This is a genomic window from Cobetia sp. MC34 (genome assembly GCF_018340035.1).
Taxonomy (GTDB): domain Bacteria; phylum Pseudomonadota; class Gammaproteobacteria; order Pseudomonadales; family Halomonadaceae; genus Cobetia; species Cobetia amphilecti.
This window is the reverse complement of record NZ_JADPPY010000013.1, coordinates 44805-65533: the sequence shown is the minus strand read 5'-3', so window position 1 is coordinate 65533 and position 20729 is coordinate 44805. Positions and strand designations below refer to the sequence as shown.

The following is a 20729-nucleotide window of genomic DNA, read 5'->3' as shown; positions in this document are numbered from 1 at the left end:
GGAGGCATCATGCAACGCAAGGAATTCCAACAGCAGCTATGGCTGGACTTCGTCCATCGCCATCCCGACATCGGGGCGCTGGATATCTGGCCAGACAGTATCAACCCTGAATATCTGATGTTCCTGACGCTGAATCAGGGGCCTTTCAGAAGCGAGAAACTGTTACCCAGCCTGTATCACCAGGGCTATCGCCGCGTGAAACAGTACGCCATGGCCGACCGCGGCCTGCTGGTCGATCTGCTGCTTCCCCCGGATGGTGGCGCTGCCGTCATGCTGGCGGAACTGCAGGCCAACAGCCTGCCGCCGATACACCGCGACCTGCTCAAGCGCCTGATCAGTCAGAGTCATCGTGATGACTGCAAGGGACAGAACCTGCTCGCGCCCTGCCGTCCGTGGGACATGCCGGACTGGCCGACCTTCGAGCGCCTGCTCGAGGCCAACCCGCTGGCTGCCTGGCTCTCCGTGATGGGGCCGCGCCTGCACCATGTCGGCTTCAATGCCGAAGAGCTTGGCGAAACGCTGGAAGCGGTCTGCGAGGGCATGCTGGCCTACGGCATGGCACCGCAGACCGGGCGCCATCATGCGGTACTGCCCATCAATCCCAAGCTGCAATATCACTACTACCCGGCCCACGCCCAGCGCATGGTGTTCGCGGATGGTGACGAGCATATGGTGGTGCTGGGTGGCATCGCCCTGCTGGCGACGGCACCGGTGACGACTCAGCAAGAAGGAAAGCAGCGTCCCGCAGAACAACTGCTGCCGGAACATACGCTGTGCCAGCTCAGCGCGTAACAACTTCTTGACAGCACTGCGCAATGAGATGAGTCGCATTCAGCCCCCTGCGCATGCGTAGGGGGCTCTTGTGTTCAGAGGGTGACATGACCTGTCATGCCATACCCTTCACACCCTCTCTTGCCATCACTCTTCATGGCATCACCCCATGATGTCATCACTGCACGACTCGCCGCTTTCCCCCGCCGCTTTCCCCCGCCATGCCTGCGCCTTGTGTCTGAGCCTCTAAACCTAACGTCGCAGACAGGTTATCAACAGAAGCTGTGGAAAAAGCTGTGAAGAATCTCTGTACATCTAGGTATCGCCATCGAGATCAGGCGAACGCAGACAGATTGATCAAAAATTGATCAGTCGACCGCAAACAGCGCCAATTCCCCTTCCGACCACGCATCTGGCAGTGCATCAGACAGTGGGTCAGGCGGCCACTGTGGCAGCGGCTGTGGCCGTAGTGAACACACCCAGCAACCCTCCATATCAGCCTAGAGACGACAGCGCCAATGTCACTGGCGTGTTCGTGATCTGCCCGCCCAGCCAGTATGCCCCCAGATAGCCCACGCTGTAGGCCAGCAACAACGCCGGGAAGAAGCGCAGATAACTCATGAAGCTCACCTCGCGCACCTTGGAAAGCGCGATCACCCCGGCGGCGGAGCCAATCACCAGCAGCGAGCCACCCACGCCTGCGGCATAGGTCAGCGCCAGCCACTCCGCATCGTTCATGCTGACATCCGCCTTGAGCACTGCGGCGGTCAGCGGCACGTTGTCCACCAGCGCCGAGAGCAGCCCGACCAGATAATTGGCCTGCATCGCCGGCATCAGGGCATAGAGCTGTGCCAGGCCTTCCAGCAGACGAGCTTCCTTGAGCGCCCCGACCATCAGCAGGATGCCGAGGAAGAATAGCAATGTATCGAATTCGATAATACGAATGTAATCAAGTATGCGGCGCTCTTCGCTGTCGCTGCGCCGTTCGGCGACATGCCCGAGCAGGAACATCAACGACATCCCGAACAGGAAGGTCAGCAGCGGCGGCACGCCAAACAGCACGTTGAGCCCGAGGGTCGACAGGATGGTGGCCAGAAACAGCCAAGCGACCAGACGATCAAGACGCCGGGTCTCGCGCGGCTCGCGCACCAGATTCACCTCGCCTCCCAGCCCGGGCAGCAGTAACGTCGCCAGCAGCATCACGCTGAGGAAGGACGGCAGCGCCAGCAGCATCAGCTCGCTGATGCGCACCTTGCCCGCCAGGAAGATCATCAGCGTGGTCACGTCCCCGGTGATCAGCGCCACGCCGCCGGAGTTGACGGCGAATACCGCCAGCACCGCAAAGCGCAGCGTCTTCTTCGGCGCCAGGCCCAGCGACAGCACCAGGGTCAGCGATACCAGCGTCGCGGTGATGTTGTCAGCCAGCGATGAAAAGGCGAAGGCAAAGAGCCCCGTCAGATACAGCAGGCCGCGCTCCCCGATGCGCTTCGGCAGCAGGCGGTAGATCAGGTTGGCGATCAGCCCCTTGGCATTGAGGAAGGCCACGAAGGTCATCGCCGCCATCAGAAACAGCCACAAGGTGGCGATCTCGAGCAAGTTCTCGTTCAAGGCCTCGGGGACATCATCCACCGCCAGGGCCGCGGGGCCGAAGATGAACAGCAGCAACCAGCTGAAGGTGCCCAGCAACAAGGTCGTCTTGGCCTTGTTGAGATGGATCACATCCTCGATGGCAATCAACACGAAGGCGGCCAGCGCCAGCCCGATCAACAGTCCCTGCAACCACATGACACTCTCACTCCCTGAGATATCGCCGCGCAGCGGCGGCGATGATTGACGGTACCCGGCGTGACTTCAGCGTGAGCCCTGCCACGACCTTTCCCTTGCACCGACCCGTCACACGACCGGCGATGCATCTCATCACAGCTGCGTGCGCCCCGCCATTCGACCTGAGGGGCGTTCGCTTCGTGCAACGCAGGGTTGCCATCCCCCACGCAAGCGGGGTGGGCATCCACTCTTGGGTGAATTACGATGGCGCCACCTGATGAAGGAGTCATGCATGTCGAGTATCAGAGGTGTCATCAGCCTTGTCTTTCTGATCATCAATACCCTGTGCTGGGCGCTGCCGCTTTACCTGCTGGCCGCACTCAAGCTGATCACGCCATCGCGCCGCCTGCAGTTGCACATGCTGGAGGGGCTCAACCGCCTCGCCATGGGCTGGATCGGCACCAACAACCTGTGGATTCGCCATGTGCTGCGCCCGCGCTGGGACATCCACGTGCCGCCATCGCTGCGCGAGGGGTCTGCCCGACGTCGCTGGTGGCTGGTGATCGCCAATCACCGCAGCTGGACTGACATCTTCGTTCTCCAGTACGCCCTGCACCGTCGCACGCCGATGCCCAAGTTCTTCCTCAAGCAGGAGCTCATCTGGGTGCCGGTGATCGGCCTTGCCTGGTGGGCACTGGAGTTCCCGTTCATGCGCCGTTACAGCCAGCAGAAACTGGCCAGCAATCCGCGGCTCGCCGAGCGTGATCGCGAAGCGACGCGACGCATGTGCGAGCGCTCACGCCAGGCGCCGATGGCGATCTTCAACTTCGTGGAAGGCACTCGCTTCACGCCCGCCAAGCACAACCAGCAGCAGAGCCCTTTCCAGCACCTGCTCAGGCCGCGTGCCGGCGGCAGTGCCCAGGTGATCAACACGCTTGGAGATCGACTTTCCGGTATTCTGGATGCCACCCTCGATTACCGACATGCCGATGCCAGTTTCTGGCAGTTCCTGTGCGGCCACGGGGGCGACATCACGCTCGTCATCACTCAGCGGCCCTTGGAGCCCTGGATGCTGGACGGCAACTATCATGCGGACGCCGCCTATCGCGAGCGCTTCCAGCAATGGCTCAATCAGGTCTGGAAGGACAAGGATGCCCGACTGTCACGTGCAGGGAATGACATTGATGAACACTGAATACGGCCTGAATGCCGCGGACTTCTCGGCACGAGCGCAGGCCGAACCTGACGTGAACCGTCCACTTCTGCAGCGGGCCGGCCTCGCGCTGCGCTGGCTGGCGCTGATCTGCCTCGGCCTGTGGCTGAGCGGCTGCGCGACCGGCAGCTACTCCGGCTCGCCGGCCGGCCAGTGGGTCACCATCCAGAAGGGCGATACCCTGGGGCAGATCGCACGCGATGCCGACATTCCCCTGCTGCGCCTCACGCGCTTCAATCCGGGCGTCAAGATTCGTGACCTCAAGGTCGGTCAGCGCATCCTGGTGCCCACCGCGCGTGAGCGAGCGCCCTCCGGCGGCCCGTATCGCTATCAGCTGCGCCCCGGCGATACCTACTCCAAGGTCGGTCGCTATTTCGGTGCCAGCCCGCAGCGCATTCAGGCCGCCAACCCCGGCAAGGACCCCAATGATCTCGATGTCGGCATGCTGATCTCGGTGCCGCTCAACGGTGGCCCGAGCCGCAGCGCCCCGGCCGCGCGTGCCAGCGGTGGCAGCCTGGTCGCCCGCCCGGACCCCGGCCCGCTGCAGAAGCCGGGCCAGTCATGGCGCTGGCCTGCCGCCGGCAGCGTGACGCGTGAATTCGGCACCAACGGCAATGGCCAGCTGGCACCCATGCAGATTCGTACCGCCGCCAGCGGCATCGCCAGTGCACCGGCGCGGGGCGAAGTGCGCTTCGCCGACTCCATGCGCCAACTGGGCAACGTGGTCATCCTGCACCACTCCGGCAACCTGCAGAGCGTGCTGGCCCAGTGCGGCGAGATTCTGGTCAAGGTGGGTCAGCAGGTCACTCCGGGCACGCCGCTTTGTCGCGTCGCACGCGGCAACAACGGTCAGCATGAATTGCTGTTCGACGTGCGCCACGGCGGCAAGCCGATCGACCCGCGCGAGATTCTCGAGAAGCGCTGAACCAGCGTTGCTTCACGGCGCCAGCCCGACATGGCGCCACCTCCAATCCCCGCCAGATGACGACAGCGCCGGTGCCACGCCGGTGACTGTCGTCCTTGCTTGACGATTCATGAGACAACCCTCATACCTCTGAGTTGTGAGGGGTTGGGGGTGTGTCATCGCTTCGTCACCTGCTTGTTATGCCGCCGTCACTCCCTCTCTCGATAATGACCACAATAGTCATCTAGGGAGACGTCATGGAGCGCATTGCCTTCGTCAGTGAAACCTGGCATCCGGAGATCAATGGCGTGGCTCATACCTTGAGTCATCTGTGCGATCAACTCATCGCACGCGGCTGTGAGCTCCAACTCATTCGTCCCACCACCCGAGATGGCAGCCTGGAGCCGCGTGTCCAGCAGGAGCTTCAGGTACGCGGCTTCCGCCTGCCCGGATATGACACCGTGCAGGTCGGCGTGCCGGCACCGCAGCGCCTGATGCGCATGTGGCGCGAGCATCGCCCCTCCGTCGTCTATATCGCCACCGAAGGCCCGCTGGGCATCAGCGCGCTGATGGTCGCCCGCCGCCTGGGCCTGCCGGTGGTCGCGGGCTTTCATACCAATTTCGATCAATACAGCACCCACTACCGGCTCAAGGCGCTACGCCCGCTGGTACGGCGCGGCCTGCGCCGCTTCCACAACGCCGCCAACATGACGCTGGTACCGACCCGCACCCAGGCAGACAGCCTGATGCAACAAGGCTTCGAGCATGTGCAGGTGGTGGGACGCGGCCTGGATTGCGAGCGCTTCTCGCCCAGTCATCGCAGCGAAGCATTGCGCAAGTCATGGGGCGTCAGCTCACAGCAACCCGTCGCGCTGCACGTCGGGCGCCTGGCCGCCGAGAAGAACATCGAGCTGCTGATCCGCACCTATGAGGCCATGCTGGCCGTGCAACCGGACCTCGCCCTGGTGCTGGTGGGAGACGGCCCGCTGCGCGAGCGCCTGGAACAGCGCCTGCCCGAGGCGATCTTCGCCGGCTTCCAGACCGGTGAGGCGCTGGCCGCCCATTACGCCAGTGCCGACCTGTTCGTCTTCCCGTCACTGTCGGAGACCTTCGGCAATGTGGTGCTGGAAGCCATGGCCAGCGGACTGGCCGTGATCGCCTTCGATTACGCGGCGGCCGCCGAGGTGATCCGCGACGATCACCAGGGCCTGCTGGCGCCCTGCAGCCAGCCGGAGCGCTTCATCGAACAGGCGGTGGAGGCCTGCCAGCGGCCGGCCCGCATCGCCAGACTGGGACGTGCCGCCCGCGTGCGCGTCGAACCATTGGGCTGGAGCCGCATCGCCGAGGGCTTTCTGACCTGCCTGCGTCACGCCGAGGAGAAGCCCGATGCACGATCGCAGCCTTCCCGTCTTTGAGCGACTAGACCTTCTGGAGTGGCGCCTGTGCCGCCAGGTCGCGCGCCTGGCGCTGTTCCGGCCGATACTCACCCTGTTTCGTATCGTCTCGCGCCTGGGCGACTGGCCGGTGTGGGCGCTGCTGACGCTGAGCCTGCCGCTGCACCATGCCATGGGCGGCTGGCTGTTTCTGGAATTCGGCCTGGCGGCCGGCGCCGGGGCGCTGCTCTACCGCGCGCTCAAGACGCGGCTATGTCGGGAACGCCCGTTCATCACCTTCAATACCATCAACTGCACCATGCCGCCGCTGGACCGCTACAGCTTTCCCAGCGGTCACACCCTGCATGCTGCCCTCTTCGCCAGCCTGACCGCTCAACAGCTGCCGGAGCTTGCCATCCTCGTCACGCCGCTGGCGCTGCTGATCGCGCTTTCCCGGGTGATCCTCGGCCTGCATTACGTCAGTGATGTGCTGGCCGGCGCGCTGCTGGGGCTGGGCCTTGCCGAGGTGGCCATCCTGACCTTCGAGGCGCTGCTGACGACCTGATGCTCGCGAGGCATGCGTCAGCCCGGGGTCGGCGCGAATCGAGAGCCACTTGCCCAACCTGACGCGGCTCTGGCACTCTCGCCGCATGACGACTCCTTCTGCTGGCGATGATCTCTTCGCCGCCCTCTCGACCTCTGATTCGACGTCCGCGACTGATGGAGCTGCGCGCCAGACGGCGGCGGATGGCTCGGCCCTGGCAGCTCGCCCGCGCGAGCTGCCAGATGACTGGCTCACCCTCGCGCACGGCTGGTACCGCCACCCCCTGCACCCGCTGTATCTCAAGCCGCGCGCCCTGACGCCGCTGCAGGCCGATCAGGCCCTCGTCACGCTGGAGGGCGATCTCGACTGGCAGCGCCCCAGCCTGAGCGTGCATGGCAAGACGCATCCGATTCCACGCCGCCAGGTGTGGATGGGCGATGTCGGCGCCCGCTATCGCTACTCCGGCAGCCTGTTCGAACCCAACCCCTGGCACATGACCGCCTGGCAGCTGGGCGAGCTGTCGCGTCATGCCATCAATCACGAGCTCAGCCCGCAACGCGATGACCTGGAACGCAGCGAGCCCGTGATCCCGGAGCATTTCAACAGCCTGCTGGCCAATCGCTACGCCGATGGTGCCGACCGCATGGGCTGGCACAGCGACAACGAGCAGGAACTGGGCACTCGCCCGATCGTGCTCGCCATCTCGCTGGGACGAGAACGCCCCCTGCGCTTCAAGGGCCATCCGCGCAGCCCCTATGCCGACACGCCGGCGTTCAATCTGTGGCTGCCGCACGGCTCGCTGCTGGTGATGGGCCGTGGCTGTCAGGACCGCCTCCATCATGCGCTGCCGCCGCGCAAGCTCGAGGGGCTGCGCATCAGCCTGACCTATCGCCAGCTGCTGACGCCCTCGCGCTGAGGTCATCTTTCTTGTTGCTCTCTGCTCGCTCTCCTCTTGCCTTCTTCCTGCTCACTTCCTGCTCACTTCCTGCTCTAACGCCTGCTTTATCGTCCCTTTTTGTTGTCCCTTCCAGCGTCACTGCGCCCCGGGGTCAATCCACCGACGGGTAACGCGCGCGCAGGGTCTCCAGCATCGCCTGTACCGCCACCGACAGCTCATGACGGCCGCGACGGATCACCCCGACCCGCTGCTGAATCTCGGGGCCTGTCAGCGGCAGGCACTGACAGCCCAGCGCACTCATCTGCGCCACGCTCATCGCCGGCACCGCGCTGACGCCCAGGCCTTCCGCCACCATGCGCCCACAGGTGACCAGCTGGTGGGTCTCGAAGGCGACATGCAGCGCCATGCCCGCATCCTCAAGGCGTTTCTCAAGCATGCGACGCACCCCCGAGGGCCGCTGCAGCGTGATGAAGTCTTCCTTGAGCAGTAGTGACCACGCGATGGAGGTCGGCGCCTCTGCCAGCAAGGCATGGCCGGGGGGAATGATCGCCACATAGCGGTCCTCGAACAGAAGCTCGAACACCAGGTCCTGGCGCACGCCGGGGTCGAAGCAGATCCCCAGCTCGACACGACCATCGGTGACCAGCTCGACCACCTCTTCGGCGATGACGTCATTCACTTCGATGGTGATCTCCGGATATTGGCGGCGAAAATCGGCCAGTACCCCGGGGAGCAGATTGCCGGCGAAGGTCGGCATCGCGGCCAGGGCCACCCGACCGCGCCCGAGACTGAAGCGCTGGCGCATCTCATCCTCGGCATGCTCCCAGTCCGACAGCAGACGCCTGGCCAGCGGGAAGAAGGCGCGCCCTTCCGGCGTCAGGCTGACCTGTCGGGTCGAGCGCTGAAACAGGCGCCCGCCCAGCGACTCCTCCAGATTCTTGACCGCCAACGACAGGGCCGGCTGCGAGAGATGTACCAGTGTGCCCGCCTCGGCGAAGGACAGCGTGCGCGCCACGGCCACGAAGGCCTTCAGCTGTTTCAGAGTCATGTCGTGTCCTGTCCCGGGGTTGTTTCAAGAGATATCACAAGAGATGTCACAAGAGGTGATGTGGCGCAGTTCGTCGTCTGTCGCTCGCAGGTCAGGCGCTTGCAGGGCATCTAGGCCATTGGTCATAGATGACAGCCACGAAGCTCTCACATGACTAACCGCTCAGCTCAGGCCATTCCGCCCCGCTACCGCGTCAGCCGCGCCAGCATGGGGTTTGGCCGGCTTTTTCCTTGCGAGCAGGCTCGATAAGTAGCGAATCAATTCTTATCAAAAACTGATCAATGGATAGAAAAAACAAACTTATTAAATATATACAGACTCAGGATTGTCGGCAATGATGAAGACATCCCGACAACAACAGCTTGGATACTCAAGGAGATTCGCATGGCAGGATTCAACAAGGTGGTGACCAGCTACGCGGAGGCCATGGCAGGCCTCGAAGATGGCATGACGGTAATCGCCGGTGGCTTCGGCCTGTGCGGTATCCCGGAGAACCTGATTGCAGAGATCAAGCGCCTCGGCGCCAAGGACCTCACCGTGGTATCCAACAACTGCGGCGTCGATGGCTTCGGGCTCGGCATCCTGCTGGAAGACCGACAGATCAAGACCATGATTGCCTCCTACGTCGGCGAGAATGCGCTGTTCGAGAAGCAGCTGCTCGACGGCGATCTGGAAGTGATCCTCACTCCCCAGGGCACGCTGGCCGAGAAGATGCGTGCTGCCGGCGCCGGTATCCCCGCCTTCTTCACCGCCACCGGTTACGGCACACCGATCGGCGAAGGCAAGGAAGTGCGCGAGTTCGATGGCCGCCCCTACATTCTGGAAGAGTCCATCAAGGGCGACTTCGCCATCGTCAAGGCCTGGAAGGCGGACCGCTACGGCAACGTCGTCTACCGCCATACCGCGCGCAACTTCAATCCGCTGGCCGCCACCGCCGGCAAGATCACCGTGGTCGAAGTCGAAGAGCTGGTCGAGCCGGGGGAACTGGACCCCGCCGACATCCACACGCCCGGCATCTATGTGGATCGCGTCATCAAGGGCAACTTCGAGAAGCGCATCGAGAAACGCACCGTCCGCTCGCGTTGAGCCCAGGGCTCCGCCGGCATGAATCGCCGCCATCAGGGCGACAGCCCCCACGGCGAACTTTCTCGACCGCCTTCACGACACGGCACAGTGCCTCATGGTTGATGGCACCCAAGACAAGGAAACAATCATGGCTTTGACACGCGAACAGATGGCCCAGCGAGTGGCTCAGGAAATCCAGGACGGCTCCTACGTCAATCTGGGGATCGGCATCCCGACACTGGTGGCCAACTATATCCCCGACGGTATCGAGGTGATGCTGCAGTCCGAAAATGGCCTGCTCGGCATGGGCCGCTACCCCTATGAAGACGAAGTCGACGCCGACATGATCAACGCCGGCAAGGAAACCGTGACCGCCATCGATGGCGCCGCCATCTTCGATTCGGCCGAATCCTTCGCCATGATCCGTGGCGGCCACGTCGATCTCACGGTGCTCGGCGCCTTCGAGGTGGACGTGAACGGCAACATCGCCAGCTGGATGATCCCCAACAAGCTGGTCAAGGGCATGGGCGGCGCCATGGACCTGGTCGCCGGTGCCGAGAACATCATCTGCACCATGACCCACGCCTCCAAGCACGGCGAATCCAAGCTGCTCAGCCAGTGCGAACTGCCGCTGACCGGTGCCGGCTGCATCCGTCGCGTGCTGACGGACCTCGCCTTCCTCGAGATCAAGGATGGTGCCTTCCACCTGTTGGAGCGCGCGCCAGGCGTGAGCGTCGAGGAAATCGAGCGTCTGACCGCAGGCAAGCTGGTCGTCCCGGAACACGTGCCGGAAATGCAGCTGGATGCCTGAGGCACCTTCTGCCCCCGGGCACTGGCCACCCTCGCGCCGCTTTTGACCTTCGAGCCACTTTTGACACACGAAACAATTGCGCTCGAGGGTGGCAAAACACGGCCCCGGCATCCCACGGATTTTTGCCGACTCTTTTGAGGAAAATCTCTCATGATGTGATGGGCGCATCACATCCTCTCTCCGAGAGCCTTGATGGCTTCGACGCCATCCGCCGGCAGCGCTGCCATCGCTGCCGGCTTTTTTGTGTCCATCGCCCGCCATACGGGGCTTTGCGCCATTCAACCCCCTATACAAGCAAAGCCGCACTATGGTCTTTTTCCTACAGACGTCATCGCTCACACCAAGATAACGGGATAAAAAACAAGCGGACTCCCTGCCCTAGGTGTGGCGAAATTCTCAGCACTATTGGCACGGCTTTGCGGGCGAATTCTGCGCACGATTATTAGGCAAAAGGATAAGTTTTTGATATTTCATTTGACCTTGCCGCCCGAGCAGCGCAGTATTGCTCTCGTTGGTTAGCAAGTCGAATATCGTCAGTCGTGATCGAAGCACTTCGGTACCTGGTGTATATCCTCCTTGTTTTACCCACGTTTATCGGGTAACTCCCGGCAATATCATCAGTAAGGAATTACGATCATGGCAACTGGCACAGTCAAGTGGTTCAACGACACCAAAGGTTTCGGCTTCATTTCTCCGGACGACAACGGTGACGACCTGTTCGCACACTTCTCCGAAATCCAGGCTGAAGGCTTCAAGTCTCTGCAAGACGGTCAGAAGGTCTCCTTCGACGTCACCCAGGGCAAGAAAGGCCTCCAGGCCGCTAACATCAAGCTGATCGACTAAGCTTTGATTTTAGCTGGAAGAGGCTAACCCCTCCTCCGACAGAAAAGCCCGCTTCGGCGGGCTTTTCTGCGTCTGGCGTTCGCGCACGCCGCGGGGTATCGCATCCCTCCGCATGCCCGAGTGCCAGACATGAAAAAAGGGACTGCCTGGGCAGTCCCTTTTTCGTTTCTCTTCCATTTTCGCATCTCTTCAAGGCGCTGCTACCCGCGACGGGTCGTCACGCCTCGCAGCGAGCCTGACTGTGGCTCACCTGGCCGCGGTGCGCTTACCCCCGATAGTAGCGCTGCTCGACGAACGGCATCTTCGTCACCGTCATCGGCAGGCGCTTGCCACGCACATCGGCAAACACTTCAGTCTCGAGTGCGCTGTGAGCGATGCCCACGTAGCCCATCGCCACCGGCTTGCCATAGGTCGGCCCGAAGCTGCCGGAGGTCACCACACCGATACGGTTGTCCTGGGCATCATAGAGCTCAGCCCCTTCGCGGATAGGCGCACGCCCCTGGGCGACCAGCCCCACCCGCTTGCGGGTGTGATCCTTGTTGGCGATCTGGGTCAGGATGACATCGGCCCCCGGGAAGCCGCCTTCACGCTCGCCGCCCTGACGACGCACCTTGCCCAACGCCCAGATCAGGCTGCCTTCCACCGGTGAGGTGGTGGTATCGAGATCGTGACCGTACAGGCACAGCCCCGCCTCGAGACGCAGCGAGTCCCGCGCGCCAAGACCGATGAACTCCACCTCCTCCATCGCCAGCAACAGACGCGCGAAACGCTCTGCGTCGGCATCGGGCACGGAGATCTCGAAGCCATCCTCGCCGGTATAGCCACTGCGGCTGACCCAACACTCGATGCCCTCGATGGTGACGTGGGCATGATGCATGAAGGTCAGCTCGCAGGCCTCGGGCGACAGACGCTGCATCACCGCGTGAGCCATCGGCCCCTGCAGTGCGAGCAGCGCCCGATCATCCAGCACCTCAAGCTCGATATCCATCGGCAGGCCGACCCGCAGGTGCGCGATGTCCTGATCCTTGCAGGCAGCGTTCACCACCACGTAGAGGTGATCACCGCCATTGACGATCATCAGGTCATCCAGGATACCGCCAGTGTCGGAGGTCAGCAGGCCATAGCGCTGCATGCCCACCGGCAGGTCGATGATATCCGTCGGCACCAAGGCCTCCAGCGCCGCCTGCACATTCTCGCCACGCAGGATCAACTGCCCCATGTGCGAGACATCGAACAGCCCTGCCTTGGCGCGCGTGTGTTCATGCTCCTTCTTGACGCCAAGCGGGTACTGCACGGGCATGGAATAGCCGGCGAACTCGACCATCCTGGCCCCCTGCTCGACATGCAGGTCATGAAGGGCGGTCTGCTTGAGACCCGTCACTGCGGCGGAATCGGACATCGTCATTCTCCAGGTTGGCTTGCGATGACTCTCAGAGATGGCACCCGAATGGCACACGCTCTCTGGAGGCTTGTTGTCATGGGCACTGCTGTCAGGAGCCCTGCCGGCATGGGCACTGCTCTCAAGAGCACTGCCGACTTGAACAGGGCGCCCTGCGCCTGCACCGCCAAGGTCAGGTGACCCGAGCGATGCAGAAGGCAGTCAGTGGCACGGTAGGGCCAGGCGAGTCATCAGCGTCGTTCAGCGATCTTCGCCAGCCAGCACTTCCTTGCCATCAAAATAATCACGCGTCAGCTTGAAGACCACCGGCGACAGCAGCGCCAGACCGATCAGGTTCGGAATCGCCATCAGCGCATTGAAGGTGTCCGCCATCAGCCAGATCAGGTCGAGCTTGGCCATCGCGCCCAGCGGAATCGCGATCACGAACACGATGCGATACAGCATGATGGCACGCGTGCCGAACAGGTACTGGAAGCACTTCTCACCATAGAAGGACCAGCCAAGAATGGTGGTGAAGGCGAAGACCGCCAGCGCGATGGCCACCAGGTGGTTGCCCACGCCCGGCAGCGCCTGATCGAAGGACATCGAGGTCAGGGCCGCGCCGGTTTCCCCGGAAGACCACAGGCCGGAAGTGATGATCGCCAGCGCCGTGATGGTGCAGATGATGATGGTGTCGATGAAGGTCCCCAGCATCGCGACCAGCCCCTGACGGACCGGGTTCTTGGTCTGCGCCGCCGCGTGGGCGATGGGCGCACTGCCCAGGCCCGCTTCATTGGAGAAGATGCCGCGCGCCACACCGAAGCGGATGGCGGCCATCACCGCTGCCCCGGCAAAGCCGCCGGTAGCCGCGACCGGATTGAAGGCATAGGTGAAGATGAGACCGAAGGCATGGCCGATCTGGTCGGCGTTGATCACCAGGATGATGATGCCGGCCAGGAAGTAGGCGATGGCCATGAACGGCACCAGCTTGCCGGCCACGCTGGAGATACGCTTGATGCCACCGAGAATCACGGCGCCGGCCAGCACCATCATCACCACACCGGAGACCCAGTGCGGAATGGCGAAGGACGTTTCCAGCGCATCCGCGACCGAGTTGGACTGCACGGTGTTGCCGATGCCGAAGGCCGCGAAGCAACCGAAGAAGGCGAAGGCACCGCCCAGCCAGCCCCACTTGGCGCCCAGACCGTTGCGGATGTAGTACATCGGGCCACCGACATGGTTGCCGGTGTCATCGACTTCACGATAACGCACGGCACACACGGCCTCGGCGTACTTGGTCGCCATGCCGACCAGCGCGGTGATCCACATCCAGAAGATCGCCCCCGGGCCACCCAGCGCGATGGCGGTTGCCACGCCCGCGATGTTACCGGTACCGATGGTCGCCGACAGCGACGTCATCAGGGCATTGAAAGGAGAAATCTCGCCGTCGCCATCCTTGCCCGGCGCACGACCATTCCACAACAGCTTGAAGCCGGTACCCAACTTGCGAAGCGGCATGCCCTTGAGGCCTGCCTGAAGATAGAAGCCGACCCCGAGCAACAGGATCAGCATCAATGGGCCCCAGACGACGCCATTGATGGCACTAAAGACGGAACTGATCATTTCCACGCAGATTTCCTCCGCTGAATTGTTGTTATCACACGATGCGCAGTGACTCGTGGCGGTGCCATCCCCAGGCGGGTGATCGACCCGCGACGAGCCTCCCACGGCATTTTCACCATTGGGACAGCTCACATTAGCGGAAGCTATCTCACTTCACTAGCCCAACAGGGCTTTACGCTGGCAGGTGAGGCAATCATTGCGTAAAAAGTACGATGAGACTGCGCCAACTCGCATGTTTCATCGCCTCATCGTGTCTTCTGGCAGCAGATCCTGCGCCGGGTGATCTCGAGACTGGCGAAAAACGTCTCACAACAAACCGAGCCGAATGTCGAACCAAAAGTCGAGCCGCATGCCCGGCGCGGTCACGCTCAGGTAAAGACTCTCTCAGCACCTCCAGCGCTCTCATGCGCTCTCATGCGCTCTCATAAAGTTCGCTCTGCTTGAACGCATCAGGCATTGACAGCCGAGCCTTCACGACACAACATGGAAACAAGTTTCCGATAAGAAACTGTCGGCACCATAACGCGAGTTTGAGCGCCTCGCAACAGTGACCCGGACATCCTCGCCCACTGGCGCGACCGATCTCCCGCGCTGCTGCAATGCACTCAACCTCTCACGAGGTGTCACGGCGCGCTGGCAAGGCGCCGGGCGGCCTGGCCAGCGATGTACAGCCATGGGCCAGGCAGGCCCGTGATGGCGGGCTTCATGAGTGAACCACGCAAGACACTGGACGCCCGAAGAGTGACAGACCACGATAGAGGTACGGCCGTCAGCAATACACGCCCAAAGTCGTAGCATCACGCGGCAGTCTGCCACTGCCACACGCCGGGACCTTGGGGCATAATGACGTACCGATTCCCTGAATCAGAAAATCTTTTCACATAGGAAAACACTCATGAGCAATATTCCCGCCACGCTGAAGTACACCGAGAGTCACGAGTGGGTTCAGGACAACGGTGATGGCACCGTGACCATCGGGATTACCGACCACGCCCAGGAAGCGCTGGGCGATGTCGTCTTCGTCGAACTGCCGGAAGTCGGCCGTGAGCTGGCGCTGGAAGAAGAATTCGGGGTCATCGAGTCCGTCAAGGCGGCCTCTGATCTGTACGCGCCGCTGGCCGGTGAAGTCATCGCCGTCAACGAGAGCCTCGAAGACGCGCCGGAATCCGTCAACGAAAGCCCCTATGACGATGCCTGGATTCTGAAGATGAAGGTCGCTGACAGCGCCGAACTCGACAAGCTGCTCGACGCTGATGCCTATTCTCAGCTGGTCGAAAGCGAAGCCTGATCGCCGTCAACCTCCTGTCCATGCCGCAGACGCTCAGGGCAGGAGGTTTCAGCGCCTTTCCGCGCTCGCATACAGCTGCACTCGCGCACGGCCACCCTCGTGACTGCGCCACCCCGTTTCGATGGCACGACACCCCTGACGCGACTGCCCTTGCAGGTCGCGCGGGGAGTGAAGCAACTGCAGCATGCTCGGCAGTGATGTCGATGCCCCCATGATTCCCGACGCCCTGCCCGCCGCTTCCTCGCTGGCACGGTGATGTTCCTCCCGCGGACTGCCCTCTGCAGTCCCCGTTGCAGCACAGGATTTCTTGCATGGCTCACGAGACGCTTACCCTGGCCCAGCTGGCCGGACACGACGATTTCATCTCCCGCCACAATGGGCCGACCGATGCCAATGTGACGCGCATGTTGGCGACGCTGGGCGAAGAGAGCATCGCCACGCTCATCGACCGCACGGTGCCCACCGCCATTCGTCTGGGCCGTGAGCTGGATCTCGAAGGGCCACGCACGGAATCCGAAGCACTGGACTACCTGAAGCGCCTCGCGCGTCAGAACAAGGTGTTCAAGACTTATATCGGCCAGGGTTACCACAACACCCACCTGCCGGCGGTCATCCAGCGCAACGTGCTGGAAAATCCGGGCTGGTACACCGCCTATACGCCGTATCAGCCGGAAATCGCCCAGGGTCGTCTCGAAGGGCTGCTCAACTTCCAGCAGGCGGTGATGGACCTGACCGGCATGGAGCTGGCCAACGCCAGCCTGCTGGACGAGGCCACCGCCGCTGCCGAGGCCATGGCGCTGTGTCAGCGCGGCAACAAGAAGAGCAAGAGCAAGCGCTTCTTCATCGCCGATGACGTGCTGCCGCAGACCCTGGACGTCATGCGCACCCGCGCCGACTACTTCGGCTTCGAGCTGATCATCGATGCCGCCGAGAACGTCGGCGAGCACGATATCTTCGGCGCCCTCTTCCAGTATCCGGGCAACACCGGTCAGGTGCGCGACCTCGCGCCGCTGCTGGACGCCGCGCGCGCCAATGGCGCGATGAGCGTGGTGGCCGCCGACCTGCTGAGCCTGGTGCTGCTCAAGTCGCCGGGCAGTCTCGGTGCCGACATCGTCGTCGGTACCTCCCAACGCTTCGGCGTGCCGATGGGCTTCGGCGGCCCGCACGCGGCCTTCTTCGCCACCACCGACAAGCTCAAGCGCTCCATCCCGGGCCGCATCATCGGCGTCTCCAAGGACTCACGCGGCAACCCGGCACTGCGCATGGCGATGCAGACCCGCGAGCAGCACATCCGCCGCGAGAAGGCGACCTCCAACATCTGTACCGCCCAGGCACTGCTGGCCAACATCGCCGGCTTCTACGCCGTCTATCACGGTGCCGAGGGCCTCAAGCGCATCGCCACCCGCGTGCATCGCCTGACCAGCATTCTCGCCGAGGGCGTCAGCCGTTGCGGCATGGCACTGGCCCACGACAGCTGGTTCGACGCCATCACCGTGACCGGCGTGGATGAGGGCAAGATCCACGGTCGCGAGCTGACCCACGAGATCAACCTGCGCCACCACGGCGACGGCCGCATCACCATCAACCTCGACGAGACCACCACCGCCGCTGACGTCGGCGTGCTGTTCGACGTGCTGCTCGGCGAGGAGCACGGCCTGTCCGTCGCCGCGCTGGACCAGGACCTGCTGGCCAAGGGCGCAAGCGCGATTCCGGCGGCCTGCCAGCGTGACAGCGACTTCCTGACCCATCCGACCTTCAGCCGCTACCACTCGGAAACCGAGATGCTGCGCTATCTGAAGCGTCTGGAGAACAAGGACCTGTCGCTGACCCACGCGATGATTCCGCTGGGCAGCTGCACCATGAAGCTGAACGCCACCACCGAGATGATCCCGGTCACCTGGCCCGAATTCGCCAACGTCCACCCCTTCGCACCGTCGGATCAGGTAGTCGGCTACAAGCAGATGATCGATGAGCTGTCCGCTTTCCTGGTCGAGATCACCGGCTACGACGCCATCTCCATGCAGCCGAACTCGGGCGCGCAGGGGGAATACGCGGGGCTGGTCGCGATCCGTCGCTACCAGGCCTCCATCGGCGAAGGCGCGCGCGACATCTGCCTGATCCCCAGCTCCGCCCACGGCACCAACCCGGCCTCGGCCGCGATGGCCGCCATGAAGGTGGTGGTGGTCGAGTGCGACGCCAACGGCAACATCGACATCGCCGACCTGCGTGCCAAGGCCGAGCAGCACAGCGACAAGCTGTCCGCGATCATGATCACCTACCCGTCCACCCACGGCGTGTTCGAGGAAACCGTGCGCGAGGCCTGTCAGGTCGTTCACGATCACGGCGGCCAGGTCTATATCGACGGTGCCAACATGAACGCCCAGGTCGGCATCTGCCGCCCGGGTGACTTCGGCGGCGATGTCTCGCACCTCAACCTGCACAAGACCTTCTGCATTCCCCACGGTGGCGGCGGCCCGGGCATGGGCCCGATCGGCATCAAGGCCCACCTGGCGCCGTTCGTCTCCAACCACGTGGTCACCCCGCTGGAAGGCGTGAAGCCGGAATGCACTGCCGTCTCGGCCGCTGCCTTCGGTTCCGCGGCGATCCTGCCGATCTCCTGGGCCTACATCAAGATGATGGGCGCGCAGGGGCTGCGTGAGGCCACCGAGCTTGCGATCCTCAACGCCAACTACATCGCCATGCGTCTCGATGGGCACTATCCGGTGCTCTATCGCGGCAAGAACGGCACCGTGGCGCATGAGTGCATCATCGATATCCGCCCGCTGAAGGCCGCCTCCGGCATCAGCGAGGAAGACATCGCCAAGCGTCTGATCGACTACGGCTTCCACGCGCCGACCATGTCGTTCCCGGTGGCGGGCACCCTGATGGTCGAGCCCACCGAGTCCGAGTCGCTCTACGAGATCGACCGTTTCTGTGAGGCGATGATCGCGATTCGCGCCGAGATCACCCGTGTCGAGCAAGGCGAGTGGACACTGGAAGACAACCCGCTGGTGCACGCGCCGCACACCCAGGCCGACCTGATGGACGCCGAGTGGACGCGCAGCTACTCCCGCGAGATCGGTGCCTTCCCCAGCGAGCACGTCAAGGCCGCCAAGCAATGGCCGGCGGTCAACCGGGTCGACAACGTGCACGGCGATCGTCAGTTGATCTGCTCCTGCCCGAGCATCGATCTCTACCGTGATTGAAAGCCGCGATTAAGAGCCAGCAATGAGGCAGTGATGAAACACTGGCGCTGATCGCTCTGGCACAAAAACGCCCCTGTCGGGAAACCGGCAGGGGCGTTGTCGTTACTGCTGTCTTTCAGGAGACTGCTCGATGGCGCACTGTCGCGCCAGTCGCGATTACTCCTTCCAGCTCTTGAGCAGCTCGTCGTAGGCGATGGTCTCGCCCTTGGGCTTCTCGTTGTCCAGCTTGGCCTTCGGCGCACCCGGCTGGGCGAACCAGTACTCCGCATCACGCTCCTCGTTGAGCTTCGGCCCACAGTTGTCCATCACCTTGGCGCGCTCGAGACGCTCGAGAATGCGGTCCTGCGCCTTGGCCAGGCCATCGAGGGCTTCCTGCGGCGTGGCTTCGCCACTGGCGGCCTGGGAGATGTACTGCCACCACAGCTGGGCGAGCTTCGGGTAATCCGGCACGTTGGTGCCGGTCGGCGACCACTGCACCCGCGCCGGGCTGCGATAGAACTCGACCAGACCGCCCAGCTTCGGCGCGGCATCGGTCATCGCCTGGGACTGGATATCCGACTCGCGGATCGGCGTCAGCCCTTCCAGGGTCTTCTTGAGCGAGACGGTCTTGGCGGTGACGAACTGCGCGTACAGCCAGGCCGCGTGACGGTTCTTCTCCGGGGTGGAATCGAAGAAGGTCCAGGCGCCCACGTCCTGATAACCAAGCTTCATGCCCTCTTCCCAGTACGGGCCATGCGGCGACGGCGCCATGCGCCACTTCGGGGTGCCATCGTCGTTGACCACCGGCAGGCCATCCCGCGTCATGTCGGCGGTAAAGGCGGTGTACCAGAAGATCTGCTGGGCGATGTTGCCCTGGGACGGCACCGGACCTGACTCGGAGAAGGTCATGCCCTGGGCTTCCGGCGGTGCGTACTTGCCCAGCCAGTCGACATACTTGGTGGTGGCATAGACGGCCGCCGGGCCGTTGGCCGCGCCGCCACGTGTCACCGAGGAGCCCACCGGCTGACATTCCTCGACACGAATGCCCCACTCATCCACCGGCAGGCCGTTGGGCAGGCCCTTGTCGCCGGCACCCGCCATGGAGAACCAGGCATCGGTGAAGCGCCAGCCGAGTGACGGGTCCTTCTTGCCGTAATCCATGTGGCCGTAGACGCGCTCACCGTCGATTTCCTTGACGTCATTGGTGAAGAAGTCAGCGATGTCCTCATAGGCTGACCAGTTGACCGGCACCCCCAGCTCGTAGCCGTACTTGTCCTTGAACTGCTTCTTCAAATCTTCGCGTTCGAACCAGTCGGCACGGAACCAGTAGAGGTTGGCGAACTGCTGGTCCGGCAGCTGATAGAGCTTGTCATCCGGGCCGGTGGTGAAATCCAGCCCGATGAAGTCGTCCAGATCCAGCGTCGGCGAGGTAAAGGCCTTGCCGTCGCCTTCCATCATGTCGCTGATCGGCACGACCTTGCCATAGCGGAAATGCGTGCCGATCAAGTCGGAGTCGTTGACGTAGCCATCGTAGATATTGCGCCCGGACTGCATCTGGGTCTGCAGTTTCTCGATGACGTCGCCTTCCTGGATCAAGTCGTGGGTCAGCTTGATGCCGGTGATCTCGCTGAAGGCCTTGGCCAGCACCTTGGACTCGTATTCATGGGTGGTCAGGGTTTCCGAGGCCACCTTGATTTCCATGCCGCGCAGCGGTTCAGCGGCCTTGATGAACCATTCGAGCTCGGACATCTGCTCGTCCTTGCTCAGCGTGGAGGGTGAGAACTCCTGATCGATCCACTTCCTTGCCGCATCCTGATACTGATCGGCCATGGCCTGACTGGAAAGGCCGGCGAGCCCCGCCGCCGTGGCGAAGGCGATGGCGTAACGCAGGCGTGCGGGTCGAATGATGTGCTGACTCATGGGATGTCCCTTCATTGGCGTTATTGTTGTGTCGCGTCTTCCAACAACCACTTCCGTCAATCACGTGTCGCGCGGCGCGATTCGCCGCCTTGTTTGCTGTC

16 protein-coding genes are annotated in these 20729 nt (G+C 62.9%); 11 read left to right on the top strand and 5 right to left on the bottom strand.

Annotation, left to right across the window (positions count from 1 at the left end; translation table 11 throughout):
- Nucleotides 1–9: 9 nt before the first annotated feature.
- On the top strand, nucleotides 10–792 hold the full coding sequence (locus IZU87_RS09190) for a VOC family protein (RefSeq protein ID WP_213114317.1): 783 nt from the start codon (nucleotides 10–12) through the stop codon (nucleotides 790–792).
- Nucleotides 793–1266: 474 nt separating this feature from the next.
- Here IZU87_RS09190 and nhaD read toward each other — a convergent pair whose 3' ends face one another.
- A complete protein-coding gene (gene nhaD, locus IZU87_RS09185) occupies nucleotides 1267–2556 on the bottom strand; it encodes a sodium:proton antiporter NhaD (RefSeq protein ID WP_213114316.1) in 1290 nt (429 codons plus the stop codon).
- A gap of 271 nt (nucleotides 2557–2827) precedes the next feature.
- Between nhaD and yihG the strand changes: the two genes are divergently transcribed.
- The 5 genes from yihG to IZU87_RS09160 all read left to right on the top strand — a co-directional run bounded on the left by yihG (nucleotide 2828) and on the right by IZU87_RS09160 (nucleotide 7485).
- Nucleotides 2828–3730: a 1-acylglycerol-3-phosphate O-acyltransferase, YihG family gene (yihG, locus tag IZU87_RS09180; RefSeq protein WP_213114315.1), complete on the top strand. Its 903-nt coding sequence runs from the start codon at nucleotides 2828–2830 to the stop codon at nucleotides 3728–3730.
- Complete coding sequence (locus IZU87_RS09175) at nucleotides 3720–4673, top strand: LysM peptidoglycan-binding domain-containing protein (RefSeq protein ID WP_153635426.1); 954 nt, start codon at nucleotides 3720–3722, stop codon at nucleotides 4671–4673. The genes yihG and IZU87_RS09175 overlap by 11 nt, the downstream gene beginning before the upstream one ends.
- A gap of 236 nt (nucleotides 4674–4909) precedes the next feature.
- The gene (locus tag IZU87_RS09170; RefSeq protein WP_213114314.1) at nucleotides 4910–6067 is read left to right on the top strand and encodes a glycosyltransferase family 4 protein; all 1158 of its coding nucleotides are present in this window, start codon (nucleotides 4910–4912) and stop codon (nucleotides 6065–6067) included.
- Complete coding sequence (locus IZU87_RS09165; protein WP_043335024.1) at nucleotides 6039–6590, top strand: phosphatase PAP2 family protein; 552 nt, start codon at nucleotides 6039–6041, stop codon at nucleotides 6588–6590. The genes IZU87_RS09170 and IZU87_RS09165 overlap by 29 nt, the downstream gene beginning before the upstream one ends.
- Before the next feature lie 85 nt (nucleotides 6591–6675).
- Nucleotides 6676–7485, top strand: a complete 810-nt coding sequence (locus IZU87_RS09160; RefSeq protein WP_213114313.1) for an alpha-ketoglutarate-dependent dioxygenase AlkB family protein — start codon at nucleotides 6676–6678, stop codon at nucleotides 7483–7485.
- A 133-nt stretch (nucleotides 7486–7618) separates the two neighbouring features.
- On the opposite strand, the gene IZU87_RS09155 is transcribed toward IZU87_RS09160, so the two are convergent.
- Nucleotides 7619–8515, bottom strand: coding sequence for a LysR family transcriptional regulator (locus IZU87_RS09155; protein ID WP_213114312.1), 897 nt, complete (start codon nucleotides 8513–8515; stop codon nucleotides 7619–7621).
- A 384-nt stretch (nucleotides 8516–8899) separates the two neighbouring features.
- On the opposite strand from IZU87_RS09155, the gene IZU87_RS09150 reads away from it, so the two are divergent.
- The 3 genes from IZU87_RS09150 (at nucleotide 8900) to IZU87_RS09140 (ending at nucleotide 11234) form a co-directional block, all read left to right on the top strand.
- Nucleotides 8900–9601: a CoA transferase subunit A gene (locus tag IZU87_RS09150; RefSeq protein ID WP_043334485.1), complete on the top strand. Its 702-nt coding sequence runs from the start codon at nucleotides 8900–8902 to the stop codon at nucleotides 9599–9601.
- A 127-nt stretch (nucleotides 9602–9728) separates the two neighbouring features.
- Nucleotides 9729–10391 (top strand): 3-oxoacid CoA-transferase subunit B, encoded by a 663-nt coding sequence (locus tag IZU87_RS09145; protein ID WP_043334487.1) that lies wholly within the window; start codon nucleotides 9729–9731, stop codon nucleotides 10389–10391.
- Nucleotides 10392–11027: 636 nt separating this feature from the next.
- Nucleotides 11028–11234, top strand: coding sequence for a cold-shock protein (locus IZU87_RS09140; RefSeq protein ID WP_043334489.1), 207 nt, complete (start codon nucleotides 11028–11030; stop codon nucleotides 11232–11234).
- 265 nt (nucleotides 11235–11499) lie between these two features.
- On the opposite strand, the gene gcvT is transcribed toward IZU87_RS09140, so the two are convergent.
- On the bottom strand, nucleotides 11500–12633 hold the full coding sequence (gene gcvT / locus IZU87_RS09135) for a glycine cleavage system aminomethyltransferase GcvT (protein WP_192837929.1): 1134 nt from the start codon (nucleotides 12631–12633) through the stop codon (nucleotides 11500–11502).
- 240 nt (nucleotides 12634–12873) lie between these two features.
- On the bottom strand, nucleotides 12874–14235 hold the full coding sequence (locus IZU87_RS09130; RefSeq protein ID WP_225996440.1) for an alanine/glycine:cation symporter family protein: 1362 nt from the start codon (nucleotides 14233–14235) through the stop codon (nucleotides 12874–12876).
- Between the two features lie 895 nt (nucleotides 14236–15130).
- On the opposite strand from IZU87_RS09130, the gene gcvH reads away from it, so the two are divergent.
- Both gcvH and gcvP read left to right on the top strand, forming a co-directional pair.
- The gene (gcvH, locus tag IZU87_RS09125; protein ID WP_043334495.1) at nucleotides 15131–15523 is read left to right on the top strand and encodes a glycine cleavage system protein GcvH; all 393 of its coding nucleotides are present in this window, start codon (nucleotides 15131–15133) and stop codon (nucleotides 15521–15523) included.
- A 311-nt stretch (nucleotides 15524–15834) separates the two neighbouring features.
- Nucleotides 15835–18729, top strand: coding sequence for an aminomethyl-transferring glycine dehydrogenase (gene gcvP / locus IZU87_RS09120; protein WP_213114311.1), 2895 nt, complete (start codon nucleotides 15835–15837; stop codon nucleotides 18727–18729).
- Nucleotides 18730–18885: 156 nt separating this feature from the next.
- On the opposite strand, the gene IZU87_RS09115 is transcribed toward gcvP, so the two are convergent.
- On the bottom strand, nucleotides 18886–20538 hold the full coding sequence (locus IZU87_RS09115; RefSeq protein ID WP_225348116.1) for an ABC transporter substrate-binding protein: 1653 nt from the start codon (nucleotides 20536–20538) through the stop codon (nucleotides 18886–18888).
- Nucleotides 20539–20729 lie beyond the last annotated feature (191 nt).

What these genes read in the sequence shown, in the direction of transcription:
- IZU87_RS09190 (WP_213114317.1), top strand. Translation starts at nt 10, where the DNA reads ATGCAACGCAAGGAATTCCAACAGCAGCTATGGCTGGACTTCGTCCAT.
- nhaD (WP_213114316.1), bottom strand. Translation starts at nt 2,556, where the DNA reads ATGTGGTTGCAGGGACTGTTGATCGGGCTGGCGCTGGCCGCCTTCGTG.
- yihG (WP_213114315.1), top strand. Translation starts at nt 2,828, where the DNA reads ATGTCGAGTATCAGAGGTGTCATCAGCCTTGTCTTTCTGATCATCAAT.
- IZU87_RS09175 (WP_153635426.1), top strand. Translation starts at nt 3,720, where the DNA reads ATGAACACTGAATACGGCCTGAATGCCGCGGACTTCTCGGCACGAGCG.
- IZU87_RS09170 (WP_213114314.1), top strand. Translation starts at nt 4,910, where the DNA reads ATGGAGCGCATTGCCTTCGTCAGTGAAACCTGGCATCCGGAGATCAAT.
- IZU87_RS09165 (WP_043335024.1), top strand. Translation starts at nt 6,039, where the DNA reads ATGCACGATCGCAGCCTTCCCGTCTTTGAGCGACTAGACCTTCTGGAG.
- IZU87_RS09160 (WP_213114313.1), top strand. Translation starts at nt 6,676, where the DNA reads ATGACGACTCCTTCTGCTGGCGATGATCTCTTCGCCGCCCTCTCGACC.
- IZU87_RS09155 (WP_213114312.1), bottom strand. Translation starts at nt 8,515, where the DNA reads ATGACTCTGAAACAGCTGAAGGCCTTCGTGGCCGTGGCGCGCACGCTG.
- IZU87_RS09150 (WP_043334485.1), top strand. Translation starts at nt 8,900, where the DNA reads ATGGCAGGATTCAACAAGGTGGTGACCAGCTACGCGGAGGCCATGGCA.
- IZU87_RS09145 (WP_043334487.1), top strand. Translation starts at nt 9,729, where the DNA reads ATGGCTTTGACACGCGAACAGATGGCCCAGCGAGTGGCTCAGGAAATC.
- IZU87_RS09140 (WP_043334489.1), top strand. Translation starts at nt 11,028, where the DNA reads ATGGCAACTGGCACAGTCAAGTGGTTCAACGACACCAAAGGTTTCGGC.
- gcvT (WP_192837929.1), bottom strand. Translation starts at nt 12,633, where the DNA reads ATGTCCGATTCCGCCGCAGTGACGGGTCTCAAGCAGACCGCCCTTCAT.
- IZU87_RS09130 (WP_225996440.1), bottom strand. Translation starts at nt 14,235, where the DNA reads ATGATCAGTTCCGTCTTTAGTGCCATCAATGGCGTCGTCTGGGGCCCA.
- gcvH (WP_043334495.1), top strand. Translation starts at nt 15,131, where the DNA reads ATGAGCAATATTCCCGCCACGCTGAAGTACACCGAGAGTCACGAGTGG.
- gcvP (WP_213114311.1), top strand. Translation starts at nt 15,835, where the DNA reads ATGGCTCACGAGACGCTTACCCTGGCCCAGCTGGCCGGACACGACGAT.
- IZU87_RS09115 (WP_225348116.1), bottom strand. Translation starts at nt 20,538, where the DNA reads ATGGCCGATCAGTATCAGGATGCGGCAAGGAAGTGGATCGATCAGGAG.